General features: G+C 68.7%; 11 protein-coding genes and 1 pseudogene. 4 read left to right on the plus strand and 8 right to left on the minus strand.

What is annotated here, in order from left to right:
* Positions 1-11 precede the first annotated feature (11 nt).
* On the minus strand, positions 12-923 hold the full coding sequence (locus tag ABD810_RS01890) for a haloalkane dehalogenase (protein ID WP_344933383.1): 912 nt from the start codon (positions 921-923) through the stop codon (positions 12-14).
* A 552-nt stretch (positions 924-1,475) separates the two neighbouring features.
* Here ABD810_RS01890 and ABD810_RS01895 point away from each other — a divergent pair.
* From ABD810_RS01895 to ABD810_RS40910, 4 genes and pseudogenes are all read left to right on the plus strand, one after another.
* Positions 1,476-3,086 carry a pectate lyase family protein gene (locus tag ABD810_RS01895; protein WP_344933385.1) on the plus strand — a complete coding sequence of 537 codons (1,611 nt, stop codon included), beginning with the start codon at positions 1,476-1,478 and terminating at the stop codon, positions 3,084-3,086.
* 169 nt (positions 3,087-3,255) lie between these two features.
* The gene (locus tag ABD810_RS01900; protein ID WP_344933387.1) at positions 3,256-3,423 is read left to right on the plus strand and encodes a hypothetical protein; all 168 of its coding nucleotides are present in this window, start codon (positions 3,256-3,258) and stop codon (positions 3,421-3,423) included.
* Between the two features lie 328 nt (positions 3,424-3,751).
* A complete protein-coding gene (locus ABD810_RS01905) occupies positions 3,752-4,528 on the plus strand; it encodes a DUF2267 domain-containing protein (protein ID WP_344933389.1) in 777 nt (258 codons plus the stop codon).
* A gap of 319 nt (positions 4,529-4,847) precedes the next feature.
* Positions 4,848-5,078, plus strand: a pseudogene (locus tag ABD810_RS40910) (Tn3 family transposase); the annotation flags it as partial.
* A gap of 17 nt (positions 5,079-5,095) precedes the next feature.
* Here ABD810_RS40910 and ABD810_RS01910 read toward each other — a convergent pair.
* The 7 genes from ABD810_RS01910 to ABD810_RS01940 form a co-directional block, all read right to left on the minus strand.
* Complete coding sequence (locus ABD810_RS01910; protein ID WP_344933392.1) at positions 5,096-6,331, minus strand: iron-containing alcohol dehydrogenase; 1,236 nt, start codon at positions 6,329-6,331, stop codon at positions 5,096-5,098.
* A gap of 1 nt (position 6,332) precedes the next feature.
* A complete protein-coding gene (locus ABD810_RS01915) occupies positions 6,333-6,602 on the minus strand; it encodes a hypothetical protein (protein WP_344933395.1) in 270 nt (89 codons plus the stop codon).
* Positions 6,599-8,059, minus strand: coding sequence for an NAD-dependent succinate-semialdehyde dehydrogenase (locus tag ABD810_RS01920; RefSeq protein ID WP_344935366.1), 1,461 nt, complete (start codon positions 8,057-8,059; stop codon positions 6,599-6,601). Before ABD810_RS01920 ends, ABD810_RS01915 begins: the two co-directional genes overlap by 4 nt.
* 275 nt (positions 8,060-8,334) lie before the next feature.
* Positions 8,335-9,411 (minus strand): ABC transporter ATP-binding protein, encoded by a 1,077-nt coding sequence (locus ABD810_RS01925; RefSeq protein WP_344933398.1) that lies wholly within the window; start codon positions 9,409-9,411, stop codon positions 8,335-8,337.
* Positions 9,411-10,478 (minus strand): ABC transporter ATP-binding protein, encoded by a 1,068-nt coding sequence (locus ABD810_RS01930; RefSeq protein ID WP_344933401.1) that lies wholly within the window; start codon positions 10,476-10,478, stop codon positions 9,411-9,413. The genes ABD810_RS01925 and ABD810_RS01930 overlap by 1 nt, the downstream gene beginning before the upstream one ends.
* Positions 10,478-11,389, minus strand: a complete 912-nt coding sequence (locus ABD810_RS01935; protein ID WP_344933404.1) for a carbohydrate ABC transporter permease — start codon at positions 11,387-11,389, stop codon at positions 10,478-10,480. Before ABD810_RS01935 ends, ABD810_RS01930 begins: the two co-directional genes overlap by 1 nt.
* Positions 11,389-12,255 (minus strand): carbohydrate ABC transporter permease, encoded by an 867-nt coding sequence (locus ABD810_RS01940; RefSeq protein WP_344933406.1) that lies wholly within the window; start codon positions 12,253-12,255, stop codon positions 11,389-11,391. The genes ABD810_RS01935 and ABD810_RS01940 overlap by 1 nt, the downstream gene beginning before the upstream one ends.
* Between the last annotated feature and the right edge of the window lie 70 nt (positions 12,256-12,325).

Below are 12,325 nucleotides of genomic sequence, written 5' to 3' on the forward strand. Positions count from 1 at the left end.
CACCGTGACCCTCAGGAGGTCGCCTCGACGAATGAGACGATCTGCCGTCCCAGCCGCTCGCCCGCGTCCTCCTGGAGGAAGTGCCCTGCCCCCTCGATCGTGGGGTGGGTCAGGCTCGCGGCGCCGGGGATCAGCTGCTTGAACAGCGGAGCCATCGGCCCGGTGATGGGGTCCTTGTCGCTGAACGCGACCAGGAACGGCCCGTCCCAGCTTCTGAGCACCTCCCAGGCGGCCCGGTTGGCGGGGGCCTCGGGGTCATCCGGCTCAGCGGGCACCAGGCCGGGCATGGCACGCGGACCCGCCTTGTAGGACTCGTCCGGGAACGGCGCGTCGTAGGCGGCCCGGACCGCGGCCGGCAGCGTGGTCTCGCAACCGGCCTGCACCGACCGGGCCACGTCGAAGGACGGCGCGGTCTGCACCGAGTGCCGGAACCGCAACCAGGTCTCGGGCATCGGGAAGTCACCGGTCGGCAGGCCGGTGTTGGCCGCGACGATGCGCGCGAACCGTTCGGGATGGGCGACGGCCAGCCGCAGCCCGATCAGCCCGCCCCAGTCCTGCCCTACCAATGTGACCTCTCGCAGGTGGAGGACGTCGAATATCAGCGAGCGGGTCCATTCGATGTGCCGCTTGTAGGAGTGGTCGCCGATCTCCGTGGGCTTGTCGGACCGGCCGAAGCCGACCAGATCCGGAGCGACCACGCGCAGACCGGCCGCGGCCAGCACCGGTATCACGTGGCGATAGAGGAACGACCAGCTCGGCTCGCCGTGCAGGCACAAGACGACCTGACCATCGGCCGGCCCCGCCTCGACGTAGGCCATACGCAGCCTGCCACCGTCCAGATCGGGGACCTCGGCATACCCGACGTGGAACGCGAAGTCGGGCAGATCGGCAAAGCGCTCCTCCGGCGTACGCAAAACTCGCATCGCCCCATCATGGCACCACCGACTTCACCGCCCTTTGATCTCGCACCACACGCCGACCCGATCCGGCCTGAACCCGGGACGCACCGGCCCGACCCGCCGTCTTCGGTGATCTACAACCCGCTCGCATCGCATGAAACTTTCATTTCTGCCCGCATCGTCCCAAGATGCGTTTCATGTGGCAGGACAGCGTTCCACTGTATGCACGATCTGCGGGCCAACGGCAGCCGGGATCCGATGTCTTGACCCCCTGTTTCACCGGACGTAAAAGTGCGGAGGAGTTGGACAGCGCTTCCTTCACTCGCCTCGGAGCGTCACCGAGGACGGCCGTCTTCGCGTACTCCGCCACGGGCCGGGCCATGTCAGAGTCCCGGCCCAGAGGACGGCGGATGGGCGCAGAGGCGGCCCGCCCACCGGTGCGCACCGGGGCTGCACGTCATGCCAGCACGTGACCGCGCAGCGGGGCCACGCCGTCATCGGCCCGGCCCGGCACGCGGCCATGGCCCGGCTCGGTCCGCACAGGACCGGCCGGCTCCCACGGAACTGGAGGTTCCAGTGCGAAGAAGGAAGGACCGCGGCACCCGCTCCATGCTCGCCGCGCTCGCGACGACCGTCACCGCCATCGTGATCTGGGCACTGGCGCTGGTGACCATGCCCAGCGCGTCCGCCGCGACGCTGTTCGGCGACGACTTCCAGGACGGCGACGCGGCGGGCTGGTCCAGGTCCGGTGGCAGTTGGTCGGTGGTCGCCGACGGATCCCAGGCGCTTCGGCAGTCCGGCACCAGCGCCGACGCCCGGGCGGTGGCCGGCGCCGGATGGTCGGACCAGGCGGTGCAGGCGCGGGTGAAGCCGATCGTGTTCAACGGCAGCGGCCGCAACGTCGCGATACTGGCCCGGGCGCAGAGCACCAGCAGTTACTACTTCCTCGGGCTGAGCAACTCGGGCTCGGTCGTCCTCGGCAAGCGGACCGGCGGCGGCCTGGTCACCCTCGCCTCCGCCCCCACGACTGTGACCACGGGCACGTGGTACACGCTGAGGCTGGAGGCGTTCGGCACGACGTTGCGCGGCTTCGTCAACAACGTGCAGGTCGTCTCGGCGACCGACACCACCTACGCCTCCGGCCGCGCGGGCCTGGCCGGCTACTACGCCAGCGCCTCGTTCGACGACGTGCTGGTGACCGACGTCGGCGGACCCAGCGAACCGCCGACCACCCCGACGGTCACCCCGCCGCCGCCCGGCACCTGCTCGACTTCCGGGACGCCCATCGGGTTCGCCTCGGTCAACGCCTGGGGGCAGAGTGGAACCACCGGCGGCGCCGGCGGGTCGACCGTCGAGGTCGACACGGCGAGCGAACTGATCTCCGCCATCGCGCAGAGCGGGCCGCTGAACATCTGCGTGCGCGGCATGATCACGGTTCCGGCCGGGATGTACAACGTCGCCTCGGACAAGACGATCGTGGGCATCGGCTCCAACGCCGGCATCAGCGGCGGCGGGCTCAACATCGGCCTCCCCGTGGACGACGCGATCACCTCACCGCCGGCGACCGCCGTGAACAACATCATCATCCGCAACCTGTCGTTCCGGAACGCGAACGATGACTCGATCAACGTGCAGATGTTCTCCCACCACGTGTGGATCGACCACAACGACCTGTGCTGCGGGTACGACGGGCTGATCGACATCAAGCGCGGCTCGTCCTACATCACCGTGTCGTGGAACCACCTGCACAACCACACCAAGAACATGTTGCTCGGCCATGACGACGGCGCCGGCGCGCAGGACATCGGCCGGCTCAAGGTCACCTACCACCACAACTGGTTGAACCAGACGCCGCAGCGCAACCCGCGGGTGCGGTTCGGCGAGCCGGTGCACGTGTTCAACAACTACTACTACTACAACACCGACGTCGGAGTGGCCTGCCAGGCGAATGCCGGCTGCATGGTCGAGGGCAACTACTTCGACCGGGTCGAGGAGCCGGTGTCGAACTCCTATGCCGGCCCGACCGGCAGGTGCGTCGCACGGAACAACGTGTTCGTCAACGAATCAGGCCAACCGGACTGCAGCGGCAGCGTGCAAGAGCCCAGCACCTACTACAGCTACACCCTGGACGACCCCAACTCCGTTAAGGCCCTGGTCACCGCGGGCGCGGGGGTCGGCAAGATCTGACCCCCAGGGACTGGCGGGCCCTCTCCCGCACCCGCCAGTCCCCCAACCCCTCGCAACTTCCCTCTCTAGAAGTCCTTCTGAACCTCAAAGGCCGCTCCCCGATCACCGGGAGCGGCCTTCGTTCAGGTGGCCAGGTCGGCGGTCGGTTCGGCGGCGGTCGCGGAGATCGGTGGCGGCGACGGCCGGCCCGGGGGCCGTCGACACGATGTACCGGGAGTTCACGGACGCGGCGGAGCAACGCAGACAACACGAGCTGGACGCGGTCCGCGGCCTGCACCCCCAAGAGGTGATCGAGGCCACGGAGAGCGACCTGCTCCATCGTGTCGCCCCTCCGTGATGGAAGCCGGTCAGCGCGCCGCCGCGGCCATGGCCGTGACGCTCGTCCGGAGGTTCGCCGGGACTGGGACGTCCTCGACGAATCCCCCGCCGTCCGCGGCGCAAGGTGTCGTGGCAGCGATGCCGTGCGTACGTGCGTGGTCGTGTGCTCCTCCCGGGACCGGCTCGGCCGACTGCGGTGCACACCCGTCCCGGGGAACCCAAGGCTACGGAAGTGTCATTTTCTGGCAACACCGCTTTGAGATGGGTAAGCGTCCCCGTGGTCGGCGGGTAGCTGACCACGGGAGACCTATGCATGCCGTGTCGAGCGAGGAGCGAGGAGCGCGGACGTGGACTACGAAGAGTTCCTCGAAATCGTGAGCCGCCAGACCGGCCTGGACGCCGAGGCCGCCGAGCGCGCCATACAGGCGACGCTCGAGACGCTCGCGCGGCGCCTGTCGAAGGGCGAAAGCCGCGACCTGCTCCGGCAACTGCCCGCCGAGCTGAAGCCGTATGTCTACACGGACAAGGACCCCGAGGCCTTCGACGTCGACGAGTTCCTCCGGCGCGTGGCCGAGCGGGAGCAGGTGGACGTCGAGGAGGCCGAACGACACGCGCGAGCCGTCTTCTGGGCGCTGGGCGGCGCCCTGGACGCCAAGGAGGTGGCCGACCTGGCGGCGGACCTGCCGGAGGAATTCGACCCCCTGGTGGCCGAGGCCCAGCGGCGGCACGTGGAGGTCATGCGGTCCTCGGAGTTCCTCAGCAGAGTCGCCAGACGCGCCGGGCTCGACGCCGAGGGCGCCGAACGCGCCACCGCGGCCGTGCTGGAGACGCTCGCCGAGCGCATCGCCGCAGGCGAGGTCAGGGACCTCATCCGCGAACTGCCAGTCCGGCTGCACCCACCGCTGAGGCGGGGCATCGCCGGTCGCCCCGGCACGGCCACACGGATGGGGCTGGAGGAGTTTCTGCGCCGGGTGGCTGAGCGGGAGGGCGTGTCCCTTGACCAGGCGCGGGAACATGCCGCCGCCGTGTTCGCCACGTTGCGCGAGGCCATTACGGACAAGGAGTTCTTCGACGTGACCGTCCAGTTGCCGAACGAGTACTGGACCCTGCTTCCCCGTCCGTGAGTGGGCGATGGGCGGGCTCGCCGCTCCACGTGCTCCATGAAAACCCCGGCAGGTCCTCGAAACCGCGTCAGAAGCGGGTCACCTCTTCCCGCGGAGGCCCTGACACGTCACAGGCCGGCCCGGCGGTCCCGGGTCCGATCATGGCTGTCGTCTCAGTCCGTCGTGATCGCGGCTCCGTCCCCGTGCGCATGGAGTCCGGCCGGTCCATCGTCGTGGCGGGCAAGCAAGGAGGTCTTGGCCGCCGGGGACGGCGCGGTGCGCCTGGACGAGGAGGGCGACCTGGTGATCTCGCCGTTGACCGCGGAGGACTGCCGACACCCACGGGGTGACGCTGGTCAACTTCGCGCTGTTCGACCTGCTGGGGTTACAGCTGTCGCCCCGCATCCGCGACCTGGGCAAGATCACCCTGTACCGGGCATGGCCACGGGCACGGGCCGAGGCCGACTACCCCCGCGCCGCGCCGCTGCTGACTCGGCGGCTGAACACCGGTCTGATCACCGAGCACTACGACGACCTGCTCAGGCTGGCCGGGTCGCTGAAGCTCGGCCACGCCACCGCATCCTGTCACTATCTCTGCTCCGGAGTCAGGACGTGTCGGGTCCGGTCCCCGATCCAGGCCGCTTCGAGGATCGCGGTCAGGCTGGCGGTGTCGGTCGGGCCTGGATGGTTCTGGATCAAGCGGGTGACGCCACTGGCCATCTCCGCGAAGCGCGGGAGGTCGGCGCGTGCCACGCCGATGTCCGCCAAGGTGGTAGGGATGCCGATGTCGGCAAGGAGCCCGTCGAGCCAGGTGAGGAACGTGTCTGCGGCCTCGGCATCCGAGGCGTCGGTCACGTCGAGCCCGCACACCCCGGCGAGGATGGCCAACCGGTCGCCGATGGCATCCCTGGCCGCGTCCAGCGCGTAGGGCAGCAGCAGCCCGACACCCAGGCCGTGCGGCGTGTGGGTGGCTGCGCCGATGGGGTACTGGAGGGCGTGCGGAGCCGCGTTGCCTGCGTGGGAAAATGCGAGCCCGGCCAGCATGGACCCATAGGACATGTCCGCGCGCGCGTCCTTGTCGCCTCCGTCCCTGACGACATGGGGCAAGCTGCGGGCGATCCGCTCCGCGGCCAGGAGCGCGTAGTGATCGGTGATCGGGTTGCGGCCGAGGAAGACCTGCTCCACCGGGTCGCGCGGTCCGTGGGCCCGGGGTCGCGCGGTGTAGCTCTCCACCGCGTGACAAAACGCGTCGATGCCGGAGTGGGCAGTGACGGTCGCAGGGCAGGTGTAGGTGAGCTCGGGGTCGACGATGGCGAAGTCGGGCACGATGTGGACGCTGGAGACCCCCACCTTCAGCTCGCGGTCCGGGTCGGTCAACACCGAGACGGGCGTGAGCTCGGAGCCGGTGCCTGACGTCGTCGGGACCGCGACGAGAGGAATCGTCGGCCCCGGCACCTTCGACTCGCCGTAGAAGTCGCGCGGCGTCCCACCGTGGCGCCGGATGACGCCGACGATTTTGGCGAGGTCGATCACCGTGCCACCCCCGATGGCGAGGATTACGTCGGCGTCCACCTCTGCGGCGACCGAGACGGCCAGGGCGACATCGGCGAGTGGCACGTCGGGAGTCGCGTCGGCGAACACCCCGACGACTTCGACCTTCTCCCGCACGGCGGCCACGATCTCGGCCACGCCCGGCTGCCCCAGAAGAACCCGGTCGGTCACGATGAGGACTCGCGAGCCACACTCGGCCACCACTCGTGGGATGTTCTGCGCGACCCCTTCGCCCATTATCAGCTGGCGTGGTCCGCGGACGGTCTCAAGCATGTCAGTGCCTCTCTGGAACGTCGGCGGTGATTCGCTGGGCGGACGTCCAGGTCAACTGCGAGAACGGGACGGCGTCGGCAAGGTTGGCCGCCGGGTGGCGCGGGCAGGCGCCGGGCTCCCAGACTCGGTCGTGCCCGGGCGCCCTCAGGTCCATCGCGATGATGACGTCGCCCTTGGTGGGCGGGTCAGTCGGGTCGAGGGTCCCGGTCAGGTCATGTGTGCACAGGGCGCGGTGATCCTCGGCGGGAACCCGGAGCAGCAGGCCGGTCACGGTAGGTCGATCGCCGCGTAGGTGACGTCGAGGTACTCAAGGATGCCCTCGTGCGACCCCTCCTTGCCGATCCCGGACTGCTTCACGCCTCCGAACGGAGCTGACGGGTCCGAGATCAGACCACGGTTGATGCCGACCATCCCCGTCTCCAGCCCCTCGGTGAACCGGAGCGCCCGCTGGAGGTCACGGGTGAAGACGTATCCGACCAGGCCGTGCTCGGTGTCGTTGGCCTTCGCCATTACCTCGTCGTCGGACGTGAACGAGATGATCGGCGCCACCGGGCCGAAGATTTCCGCCTCCAGCATCCGCGCGTCTTCGGGCACGTCGACGAGGACCGTAGGCGGGTAGAAGTAACCCGGCCCATCCGGACGCTCGCCGCCCACCAAGACACGGGCGCCGCGATTGACCGCGTCGGCGACGAGCTCGTCGATCTTGGTGACCGAGGCCTCGTTGATCAACGCCCCGACGTCCACGCCGTCGTCGAGACCATGGCCCACCGAGAGCGCGCCCATCCGCTTGGCGAAGCGCGCCGTGAACTCCTCGCGCACCGGCTCCTCGACGTAGATTCGGTTGGCCGCTATGCAGGACTCGCCGATGTTGCGCATCTTGGCCACCATGGCACCGTCGAGCGCGACGTCCAGGTCCGCGTCGGCACACACGATCAAGGCCGCGTTGCCGCCCAGTTCCATGGAGGTGCGCAGCACGTTGTCCGCCGCCTGTCGTAGCAGCACACGCCCGACCTCGGTCGACCCGGTGAACGAAAGCTTGCGGGTCCGACGGTCGGCTAGCAGTGCTGAGACCACCTCGCCGGCACGCTTGGTTGTCACGACGTTGACGACGCCTGGGGGAACGCCGACCTCCTCCATGATGCGGGCCAGGAACAGCATGGTGAGTGGCGTCTGGGCTGCCGGCTTGGTGATCGTCGTGCAGCCCGCCGCCAGCGCAGGAGCGATCTTGCGGGCACCCATGGCCAACGGAAAGTTCCAGGGCGTCACGAAGACGCACGGTCCGACCGGCTTCGGCACGGTGAGGATGCGATACCCACCTGCGGGAGCGGTGTTGTAGCGTCCCTCGACGCGCACCGCCTCCTCGGCGAACCAACGGAAGAACTCGGCGCCGTAGGCCACCTCTGCCCGAGCCTCGGCGAGCGGCTTGCCCATCTCGAGCGTTATCAGCCGGGCGACCTCCTCGGATCGCTCGGTCAGTGCCCGGTACGTCGCGGTCAACAACTCTGACCGTTTTCGCGGCGGGGTCGCCGCCCACTCCGCCATTGCCTTGCTCGCCACGTCCAGAGCGGCGAGCCCGTCAACGACGTCGGCGTCCGCCACCTCGGCGATGGTCTTGCCGGTGGCCGGGTCCTCGACGACAAAGGTGGCTCCGCCGGCGGCGTCGCGCCAGGCGTCGCCGATCCGGAGCCGCCGGTGCTCGGGGGCCAGGACGTTCATCGGGTCACTCATCGCGTCGCCTCCTGTGATGTTCTTGGTGATGTCCAGCGTGACCTCGGCGATCGCGCCACGCGCGTTGACGAACGGGTCACACGACCTCGTCGGGGTCGAGGTCGCCGAGCGGGTCGAACGTGGCCTTGGCCCTGGCCGCAGGGCGACGCCCCGCGCCACCGGTCGCCTTCTCGGGCCATGGCCGCTTCAGCGTCGTCAGGCCGTGCTCACCGGGACGGTCCGCCGAGGCTCGATTGCCACGTGCGGGCGCATGTTGACGTCGCCGCCCTGCGCGGTTACCTCCCGGCCTCGGACAGCGCCAGCCCGGTGCCCGCATCGAACAGGTGCGCACGGTCCAGGTCGACCGTGACAAGCAGCCGCTCGCCCGGCGTGCCTGTGACGGTGGGTCGTGCCTTGACCTTGAGGATCTCCGTCCCCACTCGGACGTCGACCACCGTTCGGTCACCGAGCGGCTCAAGGCCGTAGAGCTCGCCCGACAACGACGCGTTCCCACGCTGCTCGACGGACAGGTCCTCTGCGCGCAGGCCCAGCAGCAGCGGACGACCGTCCTCAGCCGTGGTCCAGCGGGGCCGCGGCAGTGTCCAGCCGTCCGCCCCGACCAGACGATCTCCCTCGGCGTGGCAGGCGAGCAGGCTGATCGGCGGGCTCCCGACGAAGCCTGCGACCCACTGGTTGGCTGGACGCTCGTACACCTCGGTCGGCGTTCCGACCTGTTGCACCTTCCCCTCCTTGAGGACCGCGACCTGGTCGGCCATGGACAGGGCCTCGACCTGGTCGTTGGTCACGTAGACGAAGGTCGCTCCGAGGCTCCGGTGGATGCGGGTGAGCTCGGTGCGCATCTCGACGCGGAGCTTGAGGTCGAGGTTCGTCAGCGGCTCGTCCATGAGAAACGCGCGCGGGCGACGGACCAGCGCCCGGGCCAGGGCGACACGCTGCATCTCACCGCCCGACAACTGCGCCGGACGACGCTGCAGCAGACGTTCGATGTGCAGCAGGCTCGACATCTGCTCGACGGCAGCGGCGACCTCGCTCGAAGAACAGCGGCGTGCCCGCAGCGGCGAAGCGATGTTCTCGTACGCCGTGTGTCGCGGGTAGAGGGCGTAGTTCTGGAAGACCATGGCCAGGTCGCGTGCGGCCGGGGCGTCACCGGTCGCGTCCCTCCCGTCCAGATGCACCGACCCGGCGTCAAGCTTCTCAAGGCCGGCGATCGCTCGCAGGGTCGTCGTCTTGCCTGCCCCGGAGGGCCCGAGCACGACGAAGAACGAGCCGTCCGGCACGTCCAGCGTCACCCCGTCCAGGGCCTGGACTTTACCGAAGGACTTGCACAGCCCGTGCACTACCACGGTTCCCATCAGGCCACCAGCTCTTCCGTGCTCACGTCGTAGACCGCCGGGGTCCCGCCGGTGTGCCGCAGCCCGACCGGTGCGTCAGCGGCGAAACGGACAGTCGGTGGCATGCGAACCCGTACGTCGCGCTGGCCGCCGTGGTCGACCACGTAGATGATTTCGTCGCCCAGCCACTCCGCCGAGGCCACGCGGGCCGGGACCGAACGTTCCGCCCCTGGTTCTGTGACTTCCAGCGCCTCCGGCCGGACGCCTGCGACCAGGCGACGGTCGCGCGGCAGGCCTGGCGGTGGCGTGAGGACCAGTCCGCCCTGACTGCGCAGCTTCCCGTCGGCCACCTCCACCTCGATCAGGTTCATCGGCGGGGAGCCGATGAACGCGGCGCAGAAAAGACTCGCCGGACGGTCGTAGACTTCCAGCGGCGTGCCGATCTGCTCGACGCGGCCCTTGTTGAGGATGGCGATTCTGTGACCGAGCGACATCGCCTCGACTTGGTCGTGGGTGACGTAGACCATCGTCGTCCCCAGCTCCCCCTGCAAGTGCTTGATCTCCGTGCGCATGTCCGCCCTCAGCTCCGCGTCCAGATTGGTGAGAGGTTCGTCCATGAGGAATGCGCGCGGTCGTCGCACCAGGGCGCGAGCGAGCGCGACGCGCTGCTGCTCCCCGCCGGACAGTCGGCGCGGTCGCCGGTCCAGGAGCGGACCGAGCCGCATCAGCCGGGCGGCCTCCTCGACCCGCTCGTGCACCTCCGCCTTGGGCAGTCCCTCGGCCCGCAGGGGGAACGCCAGGTTGTCGCGGGTTCTCAGATGCGGGTAGAGAGCGTAGAACTGGAACACCATGGCGATGTCGCGCTCGGCGGGCGGCAGGTCGTTGACGAGCGTGTCGCCGATGCGGATGTCGCCCGTCGTCTGCCTCTCCAGGCCGGCTATGGCCCGCAGCGTGGTCGTCTTGCCGCAACCCGAAGGGCCGAGCATCACGAACAGCTCGCCGTCGCCGATGGACAGGTCCACGTGATCAACTGCGACCGTCCCGTCCGGGTAGCGCTTGCGCAGGGCGGTCACCTCGATGCCCGCCATCAGCGTCGCACCGCCCCGAGCGTCACACCGGCGACGAGGTGCTTGCGCACCAGGTAGGCGAAGACGAGCACCGGCAGGGCGAACACCACGGAGGCGGCGGCCACGAGACCCCAGTCCACAGTGGTTCCACCGATGAGGCCGGCGATGGCGGGTGGGGCCGTCCGCACATCGTCGCTGGAGGTGAGGAAGATGGCGAACACGAACTCGTTCCACGAGAAGATGAGTGCGAAGACCGCCGTCGCGGCGATGCCGGGCAGCAGCAGGGGAAGGGTGAATCGCCGGAACGCCTGCAAGCGGGTGTAGCCGTCGAGCATGGCGGCATCCTCGTACTCTGCGGGCACCTCGTCGACGAACCCCTTCATCATCCAGATCGTGAACGGGACGTTGAACGCGGCGTAGATGAGGATCAGGCCGAGCTTGGTGTCGATGAGTCCGACTTGGCGGTACATGAGAAAGATCGGGATCACGACCACCACGGGCGGCATGAAGCGGGTGGACAGGATGAAGAACAGTTGGTCCTTCTTGGCCTTCACCGCGAAGCGTGAGTAGGCCCACGCCGCCGGGACCCCCAGCACGGTGGCCAGCACCGTGGAGACCCCGGCGACCACGACGGAGTTGAGGAACGAGACGGACAAGGCCGAGCGACCGCCGCCGGAGGCGACGAACACGTCCTTGAAATGGTCCATCGTGAACTTGAAGTCGAAGAACTTGGCCGGGATGGCGTAGACGTCCCGGTTCTCCTTGATGGACGTCTCGATCATCCACAGCACCGGAAAGAGCATCACGACGGCCAGCACGGTCAGCAGCGCGACCTCCAGCACTGCGCGGCCCCGGCCGCCAAGGCGGCGCCCGGGGGGCCTGTGATCCCGGACAGGACCTGGGGACACGGCCTCGTCGACGGAGACGGCCATCAGTCCTCCTTGAGCTTGTTCAAATAGCGCAGGTAGAGCTGCGTGAGCACGATGACGACGAGGACCATGAGAATCCCGTACGCCGAGGCGGTTCCGGTGTTGAAGCCCAGGAACGCGACCTTGTAGACGTGGAACGACAACGTCTCGGTGGAGACCCCCGGACCTCCGCTGGTGAGGATGTAGACGAGGTCGAACAGCCGGAAGGCCTCGATGGCTCTGAACAACACGGCAATGAGGAGCAGCGGCCACACCAGCGGAAGAGTGATGGTGCGGAACCGGAACCACTCGGACGCCCGGTCGATCGAGGCGGCCTCGTACAAGTACTTGGGGACCGCGGTAAGGCCCGCAAGTGCGATGAGCATGATGAACGGCGTCCATTGCCAGGTGTCGACCACGATCAGGGAGATCAATGCCGTTCGCTGCCGGGTGAGCCATTCCACCTGATCCAGGCCGAGCGAGCCGAGCATGCTGTTGATCACGCCGAACTGCGCGTCGAGCATGAATCGCCAGAACAGCCCGACCACGACCGGCGACAGCATCATCGGAACCAGGAACAGAGTGGTCAGCAGTCCTCGCCCGTGCGTGCGCCGTGAGATCAGGTAGGCGATGGCGAAACCGAGCACGGTCTGCAGGGCGACCGCGCCGACCACGTAGATCAACGTCGTCAAGGCCCTCAGGTGGACCTGCGCCGAAGCCAGGATGGCGGTGTAGTTCCCGAACCAGATGAACTCGGCGGGCCCCCCGCGGGTGGCCGAGTAGTCGGTGAAAGACAGGTACAACGCCCACAGCAACGGGAACACCGACATCGCGAGCAACAGCAGCAGCGCGGGGGAGATGAAGGCCACGGCGAGCCCGCGGTCGCTCAACCGGCGGGACCGACCCGGTGCAGGCGGCGTCGCGGACGCCACCTGCCCGGGGTGGTCGGTCGTCAGAGGG

This window comes from Sphaerisporangium flaviroseum (genome assembly GCF_039537005.1).
Lineage (GTDB): Bacteria > Actinomycetota > Actinomycetes > Streptosporangiales > Streptosporangiaceae > Sphaerisporangium > Sphaerisporangium flaviroseum.

Coding starts and splice junctions, on each gene's coding strand:
- ABD810_RS01925 (WP_344933398.1), bottom strand. CDS start 9,411: ATGGGAACCGTGGTAGTGCACGGGCTGTGCAAGTCCTTCGGTAAAGTC.
- ABD810_RS01935 (WP_344933404.1), bottom strand. CDS start 11,389: ATGGCCGTCTCCGTCGACGAGGCCGTGTCCCCAGGTCCTGTCCGGGAT.
- ABD810_RS01930 (WP_344933401.1), bottom strand. CDS start 10,478: ATGGCGGGCATCGAGGTGACCGCCCTGCGCAAGCGCTACCCGGACGGG.
- ABD810_RS01920 (WP_344935366.1), bottom strand. CDS start 8,059: ATGAGTGACCCGATGAACGTCCTGGCCCCCGAGCACCGGCGGCTCCGG.
- ABD810_RS01890 (WP_344933383.1), bottom strand. CDS start 923: ATGCGAGTTTTGCGTACGCCGGAGGAGCGCTTTGCCGATCTGCCCGAC.
- ABD810_RS01910 (WP_344933392.1), bottom strand. CDS start 6,331: ATGCTTGAGACCGTCCGCGGACCACGCCAGCTGATAATGGGCGAAGGG.